Annotated in this window: 17 protein-coding genes; 12 read left to right on the top strand and 5 right to left on the bottom strand. The window is 71.9% G+C overall.

Annotation, left to right across the window (positions count from 1 at the left end; genetic code table 11):
• Positions 1-38: 38 nt before the first annotated feature.
• The 8 genes from ACO2TI_RS17380 to ACO2TI_RS17345 all read left to right on the top strand — a co-directional run bounded on the left by ACO2TI_RS17380 (position 39) and on the right by ACO2TI_RS17345 (position 8856).
• Positions 39-719 carry a HisA/HisF-related TIM barrel protein gene (locus ACO2TI_RS17380; RefSeq protein WP_423286259.1) on the top strand — a complete coding sequence of 227 codons (681 nt, stop codon included), beginning with the start codon at positions 39-41 and terminating at the stop codon, positions 717-719.
• Between the two features lie 232 nt (positions 720-951).
• Positions 952-2238, top strand: coding sequence for a formylmethanofuran dehydrogenase (locus ACO2TI_RS17375; RefSeq protein ID WP_423286257.1), 1287 nt, complete (start codon positions 952-954; stop codon positions 2236-2238).
• Complete coding sequence (locus tag ACO2TI_RS17370; RefSeq protein WP_423286254.1) at positions 2235-3920, top strand: formylmethanofuran dehydrogenase subunit A; 1686 nt, start codon at positions 2235-2237, stop codon at positions 3918-3920. Before ACO2TI_RS17375 ends, ACO2TI_RS17370 begins: the two co-directional genes overlap by 4 nt.
• Positions 3921-4005: 85 nt before the next feature.
• A complete protein-coding gene (gene fhcD / locus ACO2TI_RS17365; RefSeq protein WP_423286251.1) occupies positions 4006-4926 on the top strand; it encodes a formylmethanofuran--tetrahydromethanopterin N-formyltransferase in 921 nt (306 codons plus the stop codon).
• On the top strand, positions 4923-5750 hold the full coding sequence (locus ACO2TI_RS17360) for a formylmethanofuran dehydrogenase subunit C (RefSeq protein WP_423286249.1): 828 nt from the start codon (positions 4923-4925) through the stop codon (positions 5748-5750). Before fhcD ends, ACO2TI_RS17360 begins: the two co-directional genes overlap by 4 nt.
• Before the next feature lie 36 nt (positions 5751-5786).
• The gene (fae, locus tag ACO2TI_RS17355) at positions 5787-6323 is read left to right on the top strand and encodes a formaldehyde-activating enzyme (protein WP_423286247.1); all 537 of its coding nucleotides are present in this window, start codon (positions 5787-5789) and stop codon (positions 6321-6323) included.
• A complete protein-coding gene (locus ACO2TI_RS17350) occupies positions 6323-8185 on the top strand; it encodes a chorismate-binding protein (RefSeq protein WP_423286245.1) in 1863 nt (620 codons plus the stop codon). The genes fae and ACO2TI_RS17350 overlap by 1 nt, the downstream gene beginning before the upstream one ends.
• Positions 8186-8196: 11 nt before the next feature.
• Complete coding sequence (locus ACO2TI_RS17345; RefSeq protein WP_423286242.1) at positions 8197-8856, top strand: HAD family hydrolase; 660 nt, start codon at positions 8197-8199, stop codon at positions 8854-8856.
• Positions 8857-8866: 10 nt separating this feature from the next.
• Here ACO2TI_RS17345 and folE2 read toward each other — a convergent pair whose 3' ends face one another.
• The 4 genes from folE2 to ACO2TI_RS17325 all read right to left on the bottom strand — a co-directional run bounded on the left by folE2 (position 8867) and on the right by ACO2TI_RS17325 (position 12868).
• Positions 8867-9676, bottom strand: a complete 810-nt coding sequence (folE2, locus tag ACO2TI_RS17340) for a GTP cyclohydrolase FolE2 (RefSeq protein ID WP_423286239.1) — start codon at positions 9674-9676, stop codon at positions 8867-8869.
• Positions 9677-9780: 104 nt separating this feature from the next.
• A complete protein-coding gene (dxs, locus tag ACO2TI_RS17335) occupies positions 9781-11709 on the bottom strand; it encodes a 1-deoxy-D-xylulose-5-phosphate synthase (protein WP_423286237.1) in 1929 nt (642 codons plus the stop codon).
• A gap of 20 nt (positions 11710-11729) precedes the next feature.
• Positions 11730-12626 carry a polyprenyl synthetase family protein gene (locus ACO2TI_RS17330; protein WP_423286235.1) on the bottom strand — a complete coding sequence of 299 codons (897 nt, stop codon included), beginning with the start codon at positions 12624-12626 and terminating at the stop codon, positions 11730-11732.
• Entirely contained in the window at positions 12623-12868 is a 246-nt protein-coding gene (locus tag ACO2TI_RS17325; RefSeq protein WP_423286232.1) for an exodeoxyribonuclease VII small subunit, read from the bottom strand. The genes ACO2TI_RS17330 and ACO2TI_RS17325 overlap by 4 nt, the downstream gene beginning before the upstream one ends.
• A gap of 291 nt (positions 12869-13159) precedes the next feature.
• On the opposite strand from ACO2TI_RS17325, the gene ACO2TI_RS17320 reads away from it, so the two are divergent.
• From ACO2TI_RS17320 to ACO2TI_RS17305, 4 genes are all read left to right on the top strand, one after another.
• Entirely contained in the window at positions 13160-14290 is a 1131-nt protein-coding gene (locus ACO2TI_RS17320; RefSeq protein WP_423286230.1) for an aromatic ring-hydroxylating oxygenase subunit alpha, read from the top strand.
• Between the two features lie 69 nt (positions 14291-14359).
• Complete coding sequence (locus ACO2TI_RS17315; protein WP_423286227.1) at positions 14360-15262, top strand: DMT family transporter; 903 nt, start codon at positions 14360-14362, stop codon at positions 15260-15262.
• The gene (locus tag ACO2TI_RS17310) at positions 15263-16126 is read left to right on the top strand and encodes a sulfurtransferase (protein ID WP_423286225.1); all 864 of its coding nucleotides are present in this window, start codon (positions 15263-15265) and stop codon (positions 16124-16126) included.
• A gap of 102 nt (positions 16127-16228) precedes the next feature.
• The gene (locus ACO2TI_RS17305; protein WP_423286397.1) at positions 16229-16663 is read left to right on the top strand and encodes a universal stress protein; all 435 of its coding nucleotides are present in this window, start codon (positions 16229-16231) and stop codon (positions 16661-16663) included.
• On the opposite strand, the gene purN is transcribed toward ACO2TI_RS17305, so the two are convergent.
• Positions 16656-17330, bottom strand: a complete 675-nt coding sequence (gene purN, locus ACO2TI_RS17300) for a phosphoribosylglycinamide formyltransferase (RefSeq protein WP_423286223.1) — start codon at positions 17328-17330, stop codon at positions 16656-16658. The genes ACO2TI_RS17305 and purN overlap by 8 nt on opposite strands.
• Positions 17331-17375 lie beyond the last annotated feature (45 nt).

Here is a 17375-nt window from a genome sequence, read left to right as displayed (position 1 = left end):
GCGCCGGCGCGGCGCGACGCGCGATCATCATCGTCGTCATGGATCTGGTTCCCGTCATCGATCTGCAGGCCGGACGCGTCGTGCGCGCGGTGCGGGGCGAGCGTGCCACATACCGGCCGCTGGTCACGCCATTGGCCGAAGGCTGCGAGCCGGTCGCGGTGGCGCGCGCACTGCTCGAGCGCGCGGCGAGCCGCCGGCTGTACGTGGCCGATCTCGACGCCATCGTCGAAGGCCGGCCGCAGCGCGAGGCGATCGACGCGCTGCTGTCCGCACTGCCGGGCATCGAGCTGTGGCTCGACGCCGGCTTCGCCGGCCCGCAGGCCGCAGCCCTGGCGCGTTGGCCGGCGCGCGTGACGCCGGTGTTCGGCAGCGAGTCGTTGCGGGTCGACGCGCTGCCGCGCGAGGCCATCCTCTCGCTCGACCGGCGCGGCGAGGCACTGCTCGACCCCGCCGGCTGGTGGCGCGAGCCCGACCGCTGGCCCACGACGGTGATCGTGATGTCGCTCGACGCGGTCGGCGCAGGCGCCGGCCCCGACCTCGCGACGCTGGCCGACGTGCGCCGACGCGCGCCCACCGGCACGCGGCTGGTCGGTGCCGGCGGCGTGCGCGACGAGGCCGACCTTGCCGCCGCCGCGGCGGCAGGCGCCGAGGCCTGGCTGGTCGCGAGCGCCTTGCACGCGCAGGCACTCGACCGCCGCGCGAACGCGGCGCGGGCATAGGTGCGAACACCGACAAGAGCCGCAACGAAGGCCGGGACCATGACCGCCTGCCAACAGGATTCATGCCAGCACGGCGCGACGCCGGCCGCGATGCAGCACGGCCCGCGCGCGCCACACTGTGTCGCACCGCGCACCGCGCGCTGTCACGGCGGCGAAGCGCGCTGCGCCGCGCGCCCCCGCGGCGGCCCGGCAGGCGCTGCCGGCACATCGCTTGCGTAGGTCCGGCCCTGACATGTCAGCCTCCGTTGCCACCACCCCGTCCCGCCTGCCGGCCTGGACCTGTCCCTTCTGCGCCTTGCTGTGCGACGACGTCTCGCTCGATGTCGATGCGCAGGGCGTGCCTTCGCTCGCCGGCGGCCGCTGCCCGCGCGCCAGCGCGGCGCTCGCGCGCTTCGGCGCGGCGGCACCGGTCGCGCCCAGCGTCGACGGCCAACCCGTGCCGCTCGACCTGGCGCTCGAATCCGCCGCCGGACTGCTGCGGCGCGCGCGCTCGCCGCTGATCGGCGGCCTGGGCAGCGACGTCGCCGGCGCGCGCGCCTGGATGCGCCTGGCCGCGGCCTGCGGTGCCGTGTGCGACGCGGCCGCCAGCGCCGGCCAGACGGCGGCGCTGCGCGTGCTGCAGGACCGAGGCGGCTACTTCACGACGCTGGCCGAGCTCCGCACGCGCGCCGAGCTGATCGTCGTCGTCGGCAGCGCGCCGGCCGAACGCCATCCGCGCCTGTGGGAGCGCATCGCGCCGGCGGCCGGCGAGCCGTCGCGCGCGCTCGACGTCGTGCTGCTCGGCGTGCCTGACGCCGACGCCGAGCGTGCGCGCATCGCACAGGCCCTGCCGTCCGCCACGATCGCGGCGCATCCTGCCGCCCCCGACCTGCACGGCGAGCTCGCGACGCTGGCCGCGCTGGTGGCCGGCCGCGCGGTCGAGCGCGCGAGCGACACGCAGCGGCGTCTTGCCGAACTGCTGCGAGCCTCGCGCTACGCGGTGCTGCTGTGGGAGCCCGGCGCACTGCCGGTGCCGGCCGAGCTGGCGATCGAGTCGATGCAGCGCACCATCGGCACGCTCAACCTCACGACGCGCGCGGCCGGCTTCGTGCTCGGCGGCGGCGACGGCGCGGCCACCGCGCAGCAGGTGCATGCCTGGCAGACGGGCTTGCCCCTGCGCACGCGCCATGGCCCGCTGGGCCTCGAGCACGACCCTTGGCGTCACGGCGCCGCCGCGCTCGCGGCCGACGGCGCGATCGACGCGCTGCTGTGGATCGCCAGCCACGGCACCGAGCCGCCGCCGCCCGAGTGGGCCGGGCCGTTGGTGCTGCTGGGCCACCCTTCGTTCGCGCCGCTCGCGCAGGGCCGCGCGGGCGACAGCGTCTTCATCCCGGTCGCGACGCCGGGCATCGGCCACGGCGGCCACCAGTTCCGCGCCGAGTTCAGCGTGCTGATGCCGCTCACGCCCGCGCGCAGCGAGCCGCTGCCGAGCGTGGCCGAGATCGTCGCGCGCCTGACGGCGAAGGTGAGGTCCACATGAGCACCGTGCTGCTGCGCGGCGGACGCATCATCGACCCGGCGCATCGCGTCGATGCGGTGCGCGATCTCGCGATCCGCGACGGCCGCATCGTCACGCTCGCCCCCGGCGAGCACGCCGACCGCGTGTTCGACGCCAGCGGCTGCGTGATCATGGCCGGCGGCATCGACCTGCACAGCCACATCGGCGGCGGCAAGGTCAACCTCGCGCGCCTGCTGCTGCCCGAGGAGCACCGCGCCGGCCTCGAGCCCCTGCCGCTGCCCGAGAACCCTCTCGAGGCGGCCTCGGTCGGCTGCTGCACGCCGGGCACGCTCACCACCGGCTACCGCTATGCAGAGATGGGCTACACCGCGGCGTTCGAGCCGGCGATGGTGGCCAGCAATGCACGCCACGCGCACCTCGAGATGGGCGACGTGCCGATCCTCGACCACGGCGCCTACGTGATGCTCGGCAACGACGAGCTGGTGCTCGAGATGATGGCGCGCGGCGAGGATTTCCAGCGCATCCGCGACGTGGTGGGCTGGACCATCCATGCGAGCAAGGCGATGGGCGTGAAGGTCGTCAACCCGGGCGGCATCTCGGCCTTCAAGTTCAACCAGCGCGCGCTCGACGTCGACGCCGAGCACGCGCACTGGCGCATCACGCCGCGCAGCGTGGTGCGCACGCTGGCGCGCGCGGTCGCCGAGCTGGGCCTTGCGCATCCGCTGCACATCCACGCCAGCAACCTCGGCGTGGCCGGCAACATCGCCTCGACGCTGGCGACCATCGACGCGCTCGACGGTCACCGCGGCCATCTCACCCACGTGCAGTTCCACGCCTACGGCACCGAGGGCCCGAAGAAGTTCTCGTCGGCCGCGCAGCAGCTCGCCGACGCGGTGAACGCCAACGCCAACGTCTCGATCGATGTCGGCCAGATCATCTTCGGCCAGACCGTCACCGCCTCGGGCGACACGATGCGCCAGCATGCCAACGCGCATCTGGCGAGCCCGCGCAAGTGGATCGGCGCCGACATCGAGTGCGACGCCGGCTGCGGCGTGGTGCCGTTTCGCTACCGCGAGGAAAGCTACGTCAACGCGCTGCAGTGGGCGATCGGGCTGGAGCTGTTCCTTTCGGTCAAGGACCCCTGGCGCATCGTGCTGACCACCGACCACCCCAACGGCGGGCCATTCACCAGCTACCCGCACCTGATCCGCCTGCTGATGGACAAGAGCTTCCGCGACGAGCAGCTCGCCAAGCTGCATCCGGACATCGCGAGCGGCTCGCCGCTGGCAGCGATGACGCGCGAGCTCGACCTCAACGAGATCGCCATCCTCACGCGCACCGGCCCGGCGCGCCTGCTGGGCCTGCGCGACCGCGGCCACCTGGGCACCGACGCGGCGGCCGACATCGCGGTCTACCGCGACCAGCCCGACCGCGAGGCGATGTTTGCCAAGCCGGTGTGGGTGTTCAAGGACGGCCGCCTGGTCGCCGAGAACGGCCGCATCGTCGCGACGCCGACCGGCGGCGTGCATTTCGCCGAGCCGGAGTTCGACCGCGGCATCGAGAAGACGCTGGCCGACGCGGCGCGGCGCAGCGGGCGGCTCGACCCGCAGCGCTCGACGATCGGCCGCGACGAGCTGTGCACTTGCGCGAACCACGGCGCACTGCTGCCGCATGCGTGCAAGCTGCAGGTGGGGGCGCAATGAATCAGCTCGACGCTGGGCCGCCCCAAGTCGAGCTGGGCCCCCTCGGGGGGCAGCGCAGCGGCGAAGCCGCAAGCGTGGGGGCGCCATGAACATCAATGGCGTTGCCGTCGACGAGAGCTTTGCGGAAGCCTTCCCGATGAAGGCCACGCGGCTCGTCATCACCGCCCACAACCTCACGTGGGCGCGCCACGCGGCGACCACGGCGACCGGCTTCGCGACCAGCGTGATCGCCTGCGGCTGCGAAGCCGGCATCGAGCGCGAGCTCTCGCCCGACGAGACGCCCGACGGCCGCCCCGGTCTCGCGGTGCTGATCTTCTCGATGAGCGGCAAGGAGCTCGCCAAGCAGATCGAGCGCCGCGTCGGCCAGTGCGTGCTGACCTGCCCGACCACCGCGATCTACGCCGGCCTGCCGGCCGATGCAGGCGAGGCGATCGCGCTGGGCAAGAACCTGCGCTTCTTCGGCGACGGCTGGCAGCAGAGCAAGCTGATCGCGGGCAAGCGCTACTGGCGCGTGCCGGTGATGGACGGCGAGTTCGTCGCGCAGGAGACAACGCCGGTCGTCAAGGCGGTGGGCGGCGGCAACCTGCTGCTGCTGGCCGCCGGCACCGACGAGGCGCTCGCCGGAGCCGAGGCCGCGGTCGAGGCGATGCGCCGCGTGCCGGGCGTCGTGATGCCGTTTCCCGGCGGTGTCGTGCGCTCGGGCTCCAAGGTGGGCAGCAAGTACCCGGCGCTGAGCGCCTCGACCAACGACGCCTACTGCCCGAGCCTGATCGGCCTGGCGAGGAAGACCGACCTCACGCCCGAGGTGCGCTGCGTGCTCGAGATCGTGATCGACGGCCTGACCGAAGCCGACGTCGCCGCGGCAATGCGCGCCGGCATGCAGGCGGTGATCGAGCGCGGCGCCGCGGCCGGCATCACGCGCATCGCGGCCGGCAACTACGGCGGCAAGCTCGGGCCCTTCCACTTCCACCTGCGGCGCATCATGGGCGAAGGAGCCTCGCCATGAGCGGCTGGCATCTGCGCCTGCGCCAGGCACCGACGCAGCGTCTCGATCTGCGCCGCGTCTCGCCCGCGGCGCTGGCCAACGTCGACGCGCTGCGCGTGCCGGTGTGGCACGGCAACGAACCCTCGCTGCTGGGCGACTGGTTCGACGTTGCCGCGGTGCCGAGCGAGACGCCGTTCCTGCGCATCGAAGGCGACCTGCACCGCTGCGACCGCCTCGCGCAAGGCATGGACGGCGGCCGGCTCGAGGTGGAAGGCAGCGTCGGCGACTGGTTCGCGGCCGGCTTGTCCGGCGGCGAGATCCTGCTGTGCGGCAATGCCGGCCTGCTGGCCGGCTGCGCGATGCGCGGCGGCCTGCTCGCGGTGCAAGGCGACCTGGGCGACCACGCGCTCGGCGCGCTGCCGGGCGAGATGGACGGCGTGCGCGGCGGCACGATCGTCGTGCACGGCTCGGTCGGTGCGCGCTGCGCCGACCGCATGCGCCGCGGCACGCTGCTGATCGCCGGCGACGCGGGCGACTTCCTCGCCTCGCGCCTGGTGGCCGGCACGATCGCGCTGGCCGGCGGCTGCGGCGCCCACCCCGGTTATGCGCAACGGCGCGGCAGCCTGGTGTTCGCGAGCGCGCGGCCCGAGCTGCCGGCGACCTTCGTGCCGGTGCAATCCGACGTGCGCGTGGCGTGGCAGCTGCTTGCGCGCGAGATCGAACGGCTGGCCCATGCCAACGGTGTGGCCGACGCGTTCGCGGAGCTTTCGCGTCGCACGCCGCAGCGCGCGGTCGGCGACCTCGGGGTCGACGGCCGCGGAGAATGGTGGCTTGCGAGCCCCTGATCCCCCGCTTCCTGATCCGTTTCCGGAGATCCCTGAATGACCGCCAAGAAGTACCTCTTCCACGCCGGCGAGGCCACCGTGCTCGCCAAGGAAGGCCAGGCCACCGATGCAATGCCCGAGATCCTCATCGGCCGCACCGACGGGCCCGTGGGCCAGGCCTTCGCCAACATGATGGCGCAGACCAAGGGCCACACCGCGATGTTCGCGATCCGCGCCTGCAACCAGATGGTCAGGCCCGCGACGATCACGGTGCCCAAGGTCACGCTGAAAGACAGCGCCAACATCGATCTCTTCGGCGGCGTGGTGCAATCGGCCACCGCCGATGCGGTGCTCGACTGCGTGATCGAGGGCGTGATCCCCAAGGAGCTGGTCGACGAGCTGTGCATCATCAGCCTGGTGTGGATCGACCCGCGCTGCGCCAAGGATCCGAACCTCGACAAGAAGGACATGTACCGCACCAACTACGAGGCGACCAAGCTGGCGATCAAGCGCGCGCTGAACAACGAGCCTTCGATCGACGAACTGATCGCCAACCGCCACAAGATCAAGCACGACTACGACGACTGGTCCTGATGACCCACGTCTTCGCACTGCTCGACGACTGCGAGGCCACTGCCTCGCAGCCGCGCTCGCGCCTGTACACCGGGTTCGTGCGCGAGCATGTCTGCGAGGACGCGTCGACGCTCGAGGCGACGTGGGCCGCGGTCCACGCGGACCAGCGTGCCGGCTTGCACGCGGTGCTGCTGGCCGACTATGAATGGGGCTGTGGCATCGTCGGCGCCGGCCACCGCGATGGTGCGCCGGGCGCCCTGCGCGTGTTGATGTTCGAATCGCTCGCGCAGCTCTCGCGGGAGCAGGTCGATGCCTGGCTCGCGGCACAGGACGAGGGTCGCCCCGAGCCCTCGCCCGCCGGCACGCTGCGCCTGTCGCGCAGCGTCGATCGCGCGCAGTTCCGCGCCGCGATCGCCGCGATCCACGAGGCCATCCGTGCCGGCGAGACCTACCAGGTCAACTACACCTACCGGCTCGACGGCCCGGCCTTCGGGCCGCCCGTCGCGCTGTACCGCCGGCTGCGTGCGCGCCAGCCGGTGCGCTACGGCGCCTTCATCGCGCTGCCGGCCTCGCCCGATGCGCAGGCGCCGACGCACGTGCTGTCGTGCTCGCCCGAGCTGTTCCTTCGCCACGCCGACGGCCGCCTCGGCGCGCAGCCGATGAAGGGCACGGCGCGGCGCGTCAACTGGCCGATCTCCGACAGCGAGACCGCGCGCGGCCTGCACGAAGACGTGAAGAACCGCGCCGAGAACCTGATGATCGTGGACCTGCTGCGCAACGACCTCGGCCGCATCGCGCGCGTCGGCAGCGTCAGGGTGCCCGCGCTGTTCGAGGTCGAGGCGCATGCGACCGTGTTCCAGATGACCTCGACGATCGAGGCCGAGCTCGACCCCGGGCTCGACATGCCGGCGCTGCTGCGCGCGAGCTTTCCGTGCGGCTCGATCACCGGCGCGCCGAAGCGCCAGACGATGAAGCACATCCGCGCGCTGGAGAGCACGCCGCGCGGCCTGTACACCGGCGCGATCGGCTGGGTCGACGCGCCGTCCGGGGGCCGCGTGCTGGGCGACTTCTGCCTGTCGGTGGCGATCCGCACGCTGGTGCTGGGCGATGAGCGGCCCGACCGCACGCGCTCCGCACGCCTGGGCGTCGGCGCGGGCATCGTGCTCGACAGCGTCGACGACGACGAGTTCGAGGAGTGCAAGACCAAGGCGCGCTTCCTGACCGGCCTCGACCCAGGCTTCGCGCTGTTCGAAACCATGCACGCGACGCGCGCCGCCGGCATCCGCCATCGTGAGCGCCATGTCGCGCGGCTGCTGCGCAGTGCCTGCGCCTTGGGCTTTCGCGCCGACGCCGCGGAGGTAAATGCGTCGCTCGATGCCGCGCTGGCCGCGCTGCCCGCCGACGGCGAATGGCGCTTGCGCCTCGAGCTCGCGCACGACGGCGCGCTCGCGACCACGCGCGCCGCGCTCGATGCGCTGGCGGCGGGGCCGGTCTCGCTGCTGCTCGCGCCACTGCCGTGCGACGCGCACGCGGTGCTCGCGCCCTACAAGACCACGCTGCGCGCGCATCTGGACGCCGGCGTGCGCACCGCGCAGGCGCAAGGCGCGTTCGACACGCTGTTCCACACCGTCGACGGTCGCCTGCTCGAAGGCGGGCGCAGCAACGTCTTCGTGCAGCTCGATGGCCGCTGGTTCACGCCGCCGGTGGCCGACGGCGTGCTGCCCGGCGTGATGCGCGGCGTGCTGCTCGACGATCCGGTCTGGGGCGCGCGCGAACGCAGCCTCACGCTGGCCGACCTCGCGCTCGCGAAGGCCATCGTCGTCACCAATGCGCTGCGCGGCGTCTTGCCCGCCCAGCTGGCGCACGCCGCCATCGCGGCCTGAGCCGCCGCGCCATGCGACTGGCGCTGTTCGACCTCGACCACACGCTGCTGCCCTTCGACAGCGGCATGGCGTGGACGCACCACGCGATCGCGCAGGGCCTGCTCGGGCCGGGCTATGCCGAGGACTACCTCGCCGCCTGCCAGCGTCACGTGGCCGGCGCGCTCGATATCCATGCGCTGCACCGGCAACTGGTCGCGCCGCTGGCCGCGCTCCCGCGCGAGCGCGTCGACGCGGAGCTGGCCGGCTTTCGCGAGGCACTGGCCGCGCGCGTGCCGCAGGCGGCGCGGGCGCTGGTGCGCAGGCACCTCGACGAAGGCGATCTGTGCGTGCTGCTCACCGCGACGACGCGGCCGATCGCCCAGGCCGTCGCGCCGCTGTTCGGCATCGACGAGGTGCTGGCCAGCGAACCGGCCATCGACGAACAAGGACGCTGGAGCGGCGCGATCGCGGGCGAGCCGTGCTTTCGCGAACGCAAGCGCGCCCATGTCGAGCGCTGGCTGGCCTTGCGCGGTCTCACGTGGGCCGCGCTGCAGCGCAGCTGGTTCTACAGCGACTCGATCAACGACGTGGCGCTGATGGAGGCGGTCAGCGATCCGGTTGCGGTGAGGCCTGACGTGAGGCTGCGCGAGCATGCGGTCGCGCACAGCTGGCCGATCCTGATGCTCGACTGACCCTCGTGCCTCAGCGCTCGATCACCGCGAACGCGCTGTGGTTGTGAATCGACTCGAAGTTCTCGACGGTCGCGCGATAGCGCCCGACGCGCGGCTCCGCATTGAGCCCCAGCGCGACGTCGCGCACCAGGTCCTCGACGAACTTCGGGTTCTCGTAGGCGCGCTCGGTGATCCACTTCTCGTCCGGGCGCTTGAGCAGGCCCCAGATCTCGCTGGAGGCCGCACCCTCGGCGATCTTCACCAGCTCGGCGAAGCCGATCTCGGCCTTCAGTTCGGCGCGGATCGTCACGTGCGAGCGCTGGTTGTGCGCGCCGTAGTCGGAGATCTCCTTCGAGCACGGGCACAGGCTCTTCACGGGCACCAGCACCTCGCACCAGATCGTGGTGACGCCGGCGCGGCGCTCGGCGATCCAGGCGCCTTGGTAGTCGAGCAGGCTGGAGACGCCGGAGACCGGCGCGTGCTTGCGCAGGAAGAACGGAAAGCGCGCCTCGACGCGGCCTTCGGTGGCGTGCAGCTTGTCGAGCATGGCGTCGAAGCTCTCGCGCAGCGTCGCGAGGTCGAAGGCGGCGCCGCGCTGCGACAGCGCGTCGAGCCAGGCCACGAAGCGCGACATGTGCGTGCCCTTCTGCTCGGCCGGCAGCGCGACGTCCAGGCTCCAGCTGCCCACGGTGCCGACCACCTGCCCGTCGATGCGCAGGTTGATCGGGTAGCGCAGCTCGCGCACGCCGACGCGCTGGATCGCGAGGTGACGCTCGTCGCGCTCGCTTTGCGTATCGGGGATGTGCAGCAGCCCGGTAGTGGGATGGGTCAGGTCGTTCATCGCAGTCTTGATTGTCGGCGCGGCCGCTCCCGGCGGCGAGTCGCGAGCATGACAGATGAGGCCCGACCCGCGGGCGAGCAAGGGCTCGCGCCGCTATCGCGGCCTTAGCCGTTGCTCGCGGCGCGCACCAGTTCCAGCCGGCCGGCGCGGTCGACGAAGCGCTCGCGCACCGAGCGCTCGATGCCGGCGGCGTCCAGGCCCATCAGCGACAGCAGCTTGGCCGGATCGCCATGCTCGATGAACTCGTCCGGCAGGCCCAGCGCCAGCACCGGCAGTGTGACGCCGGCCGCCTGCAGCGTCTCCATCACGGCGCTGCCCGCGCCGCCGGTGACGCAGCCTTCTTCCACCGTGACGATGGCGTCGTGGCGGCGCGCGATGTCTTGCAGCAGCTCGGTGTCCAGCGGCTTCACGAAGCGCATGTTGGCCACCGTGGCGTCGAGCCGCTCGGCGGCTTCGAGCGCCGGGTACAGCAGGGTGCCGAAGGCGAGGATCGCGACGCGCTGGCCAGGCAGCGGCTTCTTGATCTCGCGGCGGATCTCCCCGCGGCCCCAGGGCAGCGGCTGCAGGTCGCCCGCCATCGCGGTGCCGACGCCGGCGCCGCGCGGATAGCGCACCGCGACCGGGTGGTCCTGCTCGTAGGCCGCGGTCAGGGCCTGGCGGCATTCGGCCTCGTCGGCCGGCGCGACGATGCTGCAGTGGGGGATGCAGCGCAGGTAGGCGATGTCGAAGGCGCCCATGTGCGTCGCGCCGTCGGCGCCGACGACGCCGGCGCGGTCGAGCGCCAGCACCATCGGCAGGTTCTGGATCGCGACGTCGTGGATCAGCTGGTCGTAGGCGCGCTGCAAGAAGGTGCTGTAGATCGCGACGACCGGCTTGAGCCCTTCGCAGGCCAGCCCGGCGGCGAAGGTCACCGCGTGCTGCTCGGCGATGCCGACGTCGAAGTAGCGGCCGGGGAAGCGCTTCTCGAACTCGACCATGCCCGAGCCTTCGCGCATGGCGGGCGTGATCGCGACCAGGCGCGAGTCCTTGGCGGCCATGTCGCACAGCCATTGACCGAACACTTGCGTGAAGGTCGGCTTGGGCGGGGTGGCCGGCTTCTTCAGGCCCTCGGCCGGATTGAACTTCCCCGGGCCGTGGTAGGCGATCGGATCGGCCTCGGCCAGCTTGTAGCCCTGGCCCTTCTTCGTGACCACGTGCAGGAACTGCGCGCCCGGCTTGTCGCGCAGGTTCTCCAGCGTGGGGATCAGCGCGTCGAGGTCATGGCCGTCGATCGGGCCGACGTAGTTGAAGCCGAACTCCTCGAAGATCGTGCCAGGCACGACCATGCCCTTGGCATGCTCCTCGAAGCGGCGCGCCAGCTCGAACAGCGGCGGCGCGTTCTTCAGCAGGCCCTTGGCGCCTTCGCGCGCGGCGGCGTAGAACTTGCCGCTCATCAGCCGCGCGAGGTACTTGTTCAGCGCGCCGACCGGCGGGCTGATCGACATGTCGTTGTCGTTGAGCACGACGAGGATGTCGGGCACCTTGCCGGCGTGCGGCATGCCGCCGTTGTTGAGCGCCTCGAAGGCCATGCCGGCGGTCATCGCGCCGTCGCCGATGATGGCCACGGCCTTGCGCGACTCGCCCTTGATCTGCGAGGCCAGCGCCATGCCCAGCGCGGCCGAGATCGAGGTGGAACTGTGCGCCGTGCCGAAGGTGTCGTACTCGCTCTCGTCGCGGCGCGGGAAGCCGCTGATGCCGCCGAGCTGGCGCAGCGTGGCCATGCGGTCGCGCCGGCCGGTGAGGATCTTGTGCGGATAGGTCTGGTGGCCCACGTCCCAGACGAGGCGATCGCGCGGCGTATCGAACACGTAGTGCAGCGCGATCGTGAGCTCCACCGTGCCGAGGTTGCTCGAGAGATGGCCGCCGGTCTGGGCGACGCTTTGCAGCAGGTAGTCGCGCAGTTCGGTGGCCAGCTGCTTCAGGTCGCCGCGGGCGAGCTGGCGCAGGTCGGCCGGCGAGTCGATGCGCGAGAGCAGCGGGTATTTGGCGCTCATGGGGCTTCTTGTTGAATGCGTCAGCTGTCGCGCTCGACGACGCGATCGGCCAACAGGCTCAGCCAGGCCGCGTCGGTCAGGCCGCTGCGCGCGAGCGCCTGCTGGGCCCGCGCATGCAGCGCGCGCGCATGCTCGCGCGCTGCGGCCAGGCCCAGCACCGTGACGTAGGTGGGCTTGTTGTTGCCGGCGTCCTTGCCGGCGGTCTTGCCCAGCGTGTCTGAGCCTTGCGTAGCGTCGAGGATGTCGTCGACGACCTGGAACGCCAGGCCGATCGCGGCGCCGTAGTCGGCCAGGGCCCGGGCCGCGGCAGCGTCGAGGCGCCCGCAGGCCGCGCCCATCACCACGCTGGCCTGCAGCAGCGCGCCGGTCTTGCGGCGGTGCATGTCGGCCAGCGCCGATTCGTCGAGCGGCTGGCCGACGCTGGCGAGGTCGATCGCCTGGCCGCCGGCCATGCCGTGCTGGCCCGCCGCGCGCGCCAGCAGGGCGACCAGCCGCGCCTGCAGCGCCGGCTCGATGCTGCCGTCGGTGGGGGTAAGGACTTCGAAGGCCAGGGCCTGCATCGCGTCGCCGGCGAGCATTGCCAGCGCCTCGCCGAACTTGACGTGAACCGTGGGCTTGCCGCGGCGAAGCACGTCGTTGTCCATGCAGGGCATGTCATCGTGGATCAGCGAATAGGCGTGGATCAGCTCGACCGCGCAGGCCGCGCGCATCGCGGCGTCGCTGTCGCGCGCGCCGGCGGCCTCGGCGGCGGCCAGCACGAGCAGCGGGCGCAGGCGCTTGCCGCCGTCGAGCACGCCGTAGCGCATGGCTTCGCTCAGGCCGGCCGGCGCCTCCTCGGGCACCCAGCGGCCCAGCGCCGCCTCGACGCTCGCCAGCTGCCGGGACATCCAGACATCGAAATCGTGGTCGCGCCTCATGCGTCCGTCCACGGCTTGAGCTGCCCGTCCTCGACGACCTTCACCTGCTGTTCGACCGCCTCGAGGCGCGAGCGGCAGTAACCCAGCAGTTCGGCGCCGCGTCGATAACTGTCGAGCAGGCGATCGAGCGGCATTTGCCCTTCTTCCATCGCGGACACCAGGGATTCGAGCTCCGCGAGCGCGGTCTCGTAGCTGGCGGGTTCATTCGCCGCTGGCTGGGGGGACGTGGGAGCGAGCGCCATGGAATTGTTCGAGAAACCTTGGAATTGTAGTCAGCCGACCGACAGCTCCGGCCGCGGCCCTCGTGAGGAGCGTGTCGGCATGCAACGAGGGGGGCGATTGGACCGTGGGCCCTCGGTCCTGCCAACCCCAGGATGACGGAGGCCTCGGTACAATTCGCGTCCCCGTCGCTCGACGGGCAGTTCCCTTCCCGCACGGCGGCGGCGCATGGTCTACCCCGGCCGCGCCGCGAATCGCAAGACGTACGGCGGGAGGCGGCCTTTCTTCGGTTTCTGCTGGAGATTTCGGGGATCATGTCCGACCTGAGCATCACCTCCCAGGCATTGGCTCGCCCACGCACGCAACTCGGCGTGGCCAGTTACTTCGATGCGGATCTGTATCGCCGCGAGCAGGAGGTGCTCATCAGGCCCGGGCCCCGCTACCTCGGGCACGCGCTCGCGCTGCCCGAGGTCGGCGACCACTACGCCCTGCCCCAGGAAGGAGAGGGCCGCGCGCTGGTGCGCAGCGCCTCGGGCATCGAGCTGCTGTCCAACGTGTGCCGCCACCGCCAGGCCGTCATGCTGCGCGGGCGCGGCCACACCGGCGCCAACATCGTCTGCCCGCTGCACCGCTGGACCTACTCGCCCCAAGGCGAGCTGCTCGGCGCGCCGCATTTCGCCGAGGATCCCTGCCTGCACCTGAAGCGCTTTCCGGTGCAGGAGTGGAACGGCCTGCTGTTCGAAGGCGGCGAGGGCGCCCCCGATGTCGCGACCGACCTCGCCGGCCTGGGGCCGAAGGCCGACCTCGACTTCAGCGGCTACGTGCTCGACAAGGTGCAGCTGCACCAGTGCGACTACAACTGGAAGACCTTCATCGAGGTCTACCTCGAGGACTACCACGTCGGCCCCTTCCACCCGGGCCTGGGCAACTTCGTCACCTGCGAAGACCTGCGCTGGGAATGGGGCCCCGAGCACTCGGTGCAGACGGTGGGCGTCGCCAAGCATGGCGGGCAGGCGCTCGGCAAGCCGGGTTCCGACATCTACCGCCAGTGGCACGACGTGCTGCTGAACTACCGCGAGGGCGTGGCACCCAAGCACGGCGCGATCTGGCTCACGTACTACCCGCTGACGATGGTGGAGTGGTACCCGCACGTGCTGGTGGTCTCGACGCTGCACCCCCAGGGGCCGCGCAAGACGCTAAATGTGGTCGAGTTCTTCTACCCCGAGGAGATCGCCGCGTTCGAGCGCGAGTTCGTCGAGGCGCAGCAGGCCGCCTACATGGAGACCTGCATCGAGGACGACGAGATCGCGCTGCGCATGGACGCCGGCCGCGAGGCGCTGATGAAACGCGGCGACGACGACGCCGGCCCCTACCAGAGCCCGATGGAAGACGGAATGCAGCACTTCCACGAGTGGTATCGGCGCAAGATGGGCGCCGCGCTCTGATCCCGAGCGCCCCGGACGGCCGCCTTCGAGGCGGCCGTTTTCTTTGCTGCCCTTGGTTAGCATCGCCCGATGCCTGCACCGCTGCTGCTCGTCCTCGCCACACTGCTGTTCGCCACGATGGGTGTGTGCGTCAAGTTCGCATCCGCGCTGTACGCGACCGGCGAGATCGTGTTCTACCGCGGCCTGGTCGGCGCCTTGACGATGGCCGTGCTCACGCGTGCGCGCGGCGGCACGCTGCGCACCCGGGTGCCGGGCATGCACTTCTGGCGCAGCCTGTCGGGCGTCACGGCGCTGTCGCTGTGGTTCTATTCGATCGGCGGCCTGCCGCTGGCCACCGCGATGACGCTGAACTACATGTCCTCGGTGTGGATGGCGCTGTTCCTGATCGGCGGCGCGATCATGATGGGCCGCGACCGCATCGATCCGCGCCTGATCGCCGCGGTGTTGGTCGGCTTCGTCGGTGTCGCGCTGGTACTGCGCCCGACGATCGAGCGCGACCAGCTCTGGCACGGCCTGCTGGGCCTGCTGTCGGGCATGCTCTCGGCCATGGCCTACCTGCAGGTCACCGCGCTCGGCCGCGCCGGCGAGCCCGAAGAACGCGTGGTGTTCTACTTCTCGGTCGGCGGCATGGTCGCGGGCCTGCTGAGCATGCCCTTCACCGGCGCCTCGGACGGCTTTCACGGCCACACGCCGTTCGGCGTGCTGATGCTGCTGGCCACCGGCGCGCTGGCCACCGCCGCGCAGCTGCTGATGACCAAGGCCTATGCGCGCGGGCGGCCGCTGGTCAACGCCAGCCTGCAGTACCTGGGCATCGTGTTCTCGTTCATCTACGGCGCCATGCTGTTCGACGACCCCATCAAGCCGATGGCGGTGGCCGGCATGGTGCTGATCATCGCCGCCGGCCTCGGCGCGACGCTGCTGCGCAGCCGCGCGGCGCCGCGCGACGCCGAACACAGCTCCATGGAGTCCTAGATGCCCTGCCCGTCACCGTTGATCGACGCCGCCGCGCTCGCCGCGCGCCTGGCCGAAGGCCAGCCAACCGTTCTGCTCGACTGCAGCTTCGAGCTCACCGATCCCGACGCCGGCGAGCGGCAGTTCGCCGACGCGCATCTGCCCGGCGCGCTGTACGTGCACCTGGACCGCGATCTGTGCGGGCCCAAGACCGGCGCCGACGGACGCTTTCGCGGCCGCCACCCGCTGCCCTCGCCCGAGGCCTTCGCCGCCACGCTGGGCCGGCTCGGCATCGGGCCGGGCACGACCGTGGTCGCCTACGACCGCCAGGGCTCGATGTACGCCGCGCGCGCCTGGTGGATGCTGCGCTGGATGGGCCACGACCCGGTGCTGGTGCTCGACGGCGGCCTGCCGGCCTGGAGCGCGTCCGGCGCTGCGCTCGTGTCGGGCGCCGCCGCAGTGCCCGCGCCGCGTGCGCCCTATCCCGAGCGGGCTGCGCTCGCGCGCACGGTCGAGGCCGACGCGCTCGCGCGCCGGCTCGGTCAGCTGCGCCTGATCGATGCGCGCGCCGCAGAGCGGTTTCGCGGCGAGATCGAGCCGCTGGACGCGGTGGCCGGCCATATCCCCGGCGCCCGCAACCGGCCGTTCAAGGACAACCTCGCGGCCGACGGCCGCTTCCTCGACGCCGATGCCTTGCGCGCCGCCTGGGCGCCGCTGCTGGTGGGCCATGCGGCCGATGCCGTCGTGCACCACTGCGGCTCGGGCGTCACCGCCTGCCACAACCTGCTCGCGGTGGCCGCGGCCGGGCTCGGCGAGGGCGTGCTCTATCCGGGCTCGTGGAGCGAATGGAGTGCCGACCCGGCGCGGCCCGTGGCCCGCGGCTGAGGGATCGGTCCGGGCGGATCCAAGCCGAAGCATTGCGCCGCATCAAGCTGGCGTGGCACGCGACGACGGAGCATGATGGCCTTCTTCGAGCAGGAGAACGCCATGTTCCAGCGCATTCTTGTTCCGACCGACGGCAGCGACATCACGGTCAAGGCGGTCGACCGCGCCGTCGGGCTGGCCAAGCTGACCGGCGCCAGCATCGAAGCGCTCGCCGCCAAGGATCCGTTCCCCTACAGCGCCGTCAGCGAGATACAGCCGATCGCGCCCCAGGAGTACTACGACGCGCAGGAACGCATCGCGCAGCAGCGGTTGAAGGCCGTGGCGAGCGCCTGCGAAGCGGCCGGCATCGCCTGCCGCACGACGGCGATCGAAGCCCTGCACCCATGGCAGGCGATCATCGACCACGCCAAGCAGACCGGCTGCGACCTGATCGTGATGGCCTCGCACGGCCGGCGCGGCATGAGCGCCTTGCTGCTGGGCAGCGAGACGCAGCGGGTGCTGATCCACACCACGCTGCCCGTCCTGATCGTCAGGTGATCAGCAGCTGCGCCTGGCCGTCGAGCTGGGTCACGCAGCCCTGGGCGTCGACGCTGACGCGGCCTTCGACCAGCCAGCGCAGCGCCATCGGATAGAGCCGGTGCTCGGCCTCGAGCACGCGCGCCGCGAGTGCCGCCTCGTCGTCGCCGGCGTGCACCGGCACCACCGCTTGCGCGACGATCGGCCCGTGGTCCAGGCGCGCGGTGACCAGGTGCACCGTCGCGCCGGCCAGCTTGACGCCGGCGTCCAGCGCCTGACGGTGCGTGCGCAGCCCCGGAAAGGCCGGCAGCAGCGAAGGATGGATGTTGACCAGCCGGCCCTCGTAGCGCTGCACGAAGGCCTCGGTGAGGATGCGCATGAAGCCCGCCAGCACGACGAGGTCGGGCCGCGCGGCATCGACGGCCGCGGCCAGCGCCGCATCGAAGCTCGCGCGGTCCGGGTACTGGCGGTGGTCCAGCGCCACCGTCGGCAGGCCGCGCGCGGCGGCCCAGGCGAGGCCGCCCGCGTCGGGTCGGCTCGCGATCACCGCGACGATCTCGGCCGGCCAGGCCTCGCGCGCGCAGGCTTCGGCGATCGCCATCAGGTTGGAGCCGCGGCCGGAGATGAGCACCGCGATGCGCCGGCGAGGCGCCGACGAAGGGGAAGACGAGGGAACGGGCACGCTCATGACGGCGCGCAGTGTAGGCCCGTCCCCACGGCCGGCCCGGCCAGG

Source organism: Caldimonas sp. KR1-144, assembly GCF_049446155.1.
Taxonomy (GTDB): domain Bacteria; phylum Pseudomonadota; class Gammaproteobacteria; order Burkholderiales; family Burkholderiaceae_C; genus Rivibacter.
The sequence above is the reverse complement of the archived record's forward strand: the minus strand, read 5'-3'. Positions and strand labels throughout refer to the sequence as shown.

Excerpts from the sequence above, each read along its gene's own strand:
- ACO2TI_RS17310 (WP_423286225.1), top strand. The coding sequence starts at position 15,263 with ATGCCCTGCCCGTCACCGTTGATCGACGCCGCCGCGCTCGCCGCGCGC.
- ACO2TI_RS17370 (WP_423286254.1), top strand. The coding sequence starts at position 2,235 with ATGAGCACCGTGCTGCTGCGCGGCGGACGCATCATCGACCCGGCGCAT.
- ACO2TI_RS17380 (WP_423286259.1), top strand. The coding sequence starts at position 39 with ATGGATCTGGTTCCCGTCATCGATCTGCAGGCCGGACGCGTCGTGCGC.
- ACO2TI_RS17315 (WP_423286227.1), top strand. The coding sequence starts at position 14,360 with ATGCCTGCACCGCTGCTGCTCGTCCTCGCCACACTGCTGTTCGCCACG.
- purN (WP_423286223.1), bottom strand. The coding sequence starts at position 17,330 with ATGAGCGTGCCCGTTCCCTCGTCTTCCCCTTCGTCGGCGCCTCGCCGG.
- ACO2TI_RS17325 (WP_423286232.1), bottom strand. The coding sequence starts at position 12,868 with ATGGCGCTCGCTCCCACGTCCCCCCAGCCAGCGGCGAATGAACCCGCC.
- ACO2TI_RS17375 (WP_423286257.1), top strand. The coding sequence starts at position 952 with ATGTCAGCCTCCGTTGCCACCACCCCGTCCCGCCTGCCGGCCTGGACC.
- ACO2TI_RS17350 (WP_423286245.1), top strand. The coding sequence starts at position 6,323 with ATGACCCACGTCTTCGCACTGCTCGACGACTGCGAGGCCACTGCCTCG.
- ACO2TI_RS17330 (WP_423286235.1), bottom strand. The coding sequence starts at position 12,626 with ATGAGGCGCGACCACGATTTCGATGTCTGGATGTCCCGGCAGCTGGCG.
- ACO2TI_RS17320 (WP_423286230.1), top strand. The coding sequence starts at position 13,160 with ATGTCCGACCTGAGCATCACCTCCCAGGCATTGGCTCGCCCACGCACG.
- fae (WP_423286247.1), top strand. The coding sequence starts at position 5,787 with ATGACCGCCAAGAAGTACCTCTTCCACGCCGGCGAGGCCACCGTGCTC.
- ACO2TI_RS17360 (WP_423286249.1), top strand. The coding sequence starts at position 4,923 with ATGAGCGGCTGGCATCTGCGCCTGCGCCAGGCACCGACGCAGCGTCTC.
- ACO2TI_RS17305 (WP_423286397.1), top strand. The coding sequence starts at position 16,229 with ATGTTCCAGCGCATTCTTGTTCCGACCGACGGCAGCGACATCACGGTC.
- dxs (WP_423286237.1), bottom strand. The coding sequence starts at position 11,709 with ATGAGCGCCAAATACCCGCTGCTCTCGCGCATCGACTCGCCGGCCGAC.
- fhcD (WP_423286251.1), top strand. The coding sequence starts at position 4,006 with ATGAACATCAATGGCGTTGCCGTCGACGAGAGCTTTGCGGAAGCCTTC.
- ACO2TI_RS17345 (WP_423286242.1), top strand. The coding sequence starts at position 8,197 with ATGCGACTGGCGCTGTTCGACCTCGACCACACGCTGCTGCCCTTCGAC.
- folE2 (WP_423286239.1), bottom strand. The coding sequence starts at position 9,676 with ATGAACGACCTGACCCATCCCACTACCGGGCTGCTGCACATCCCCGAT.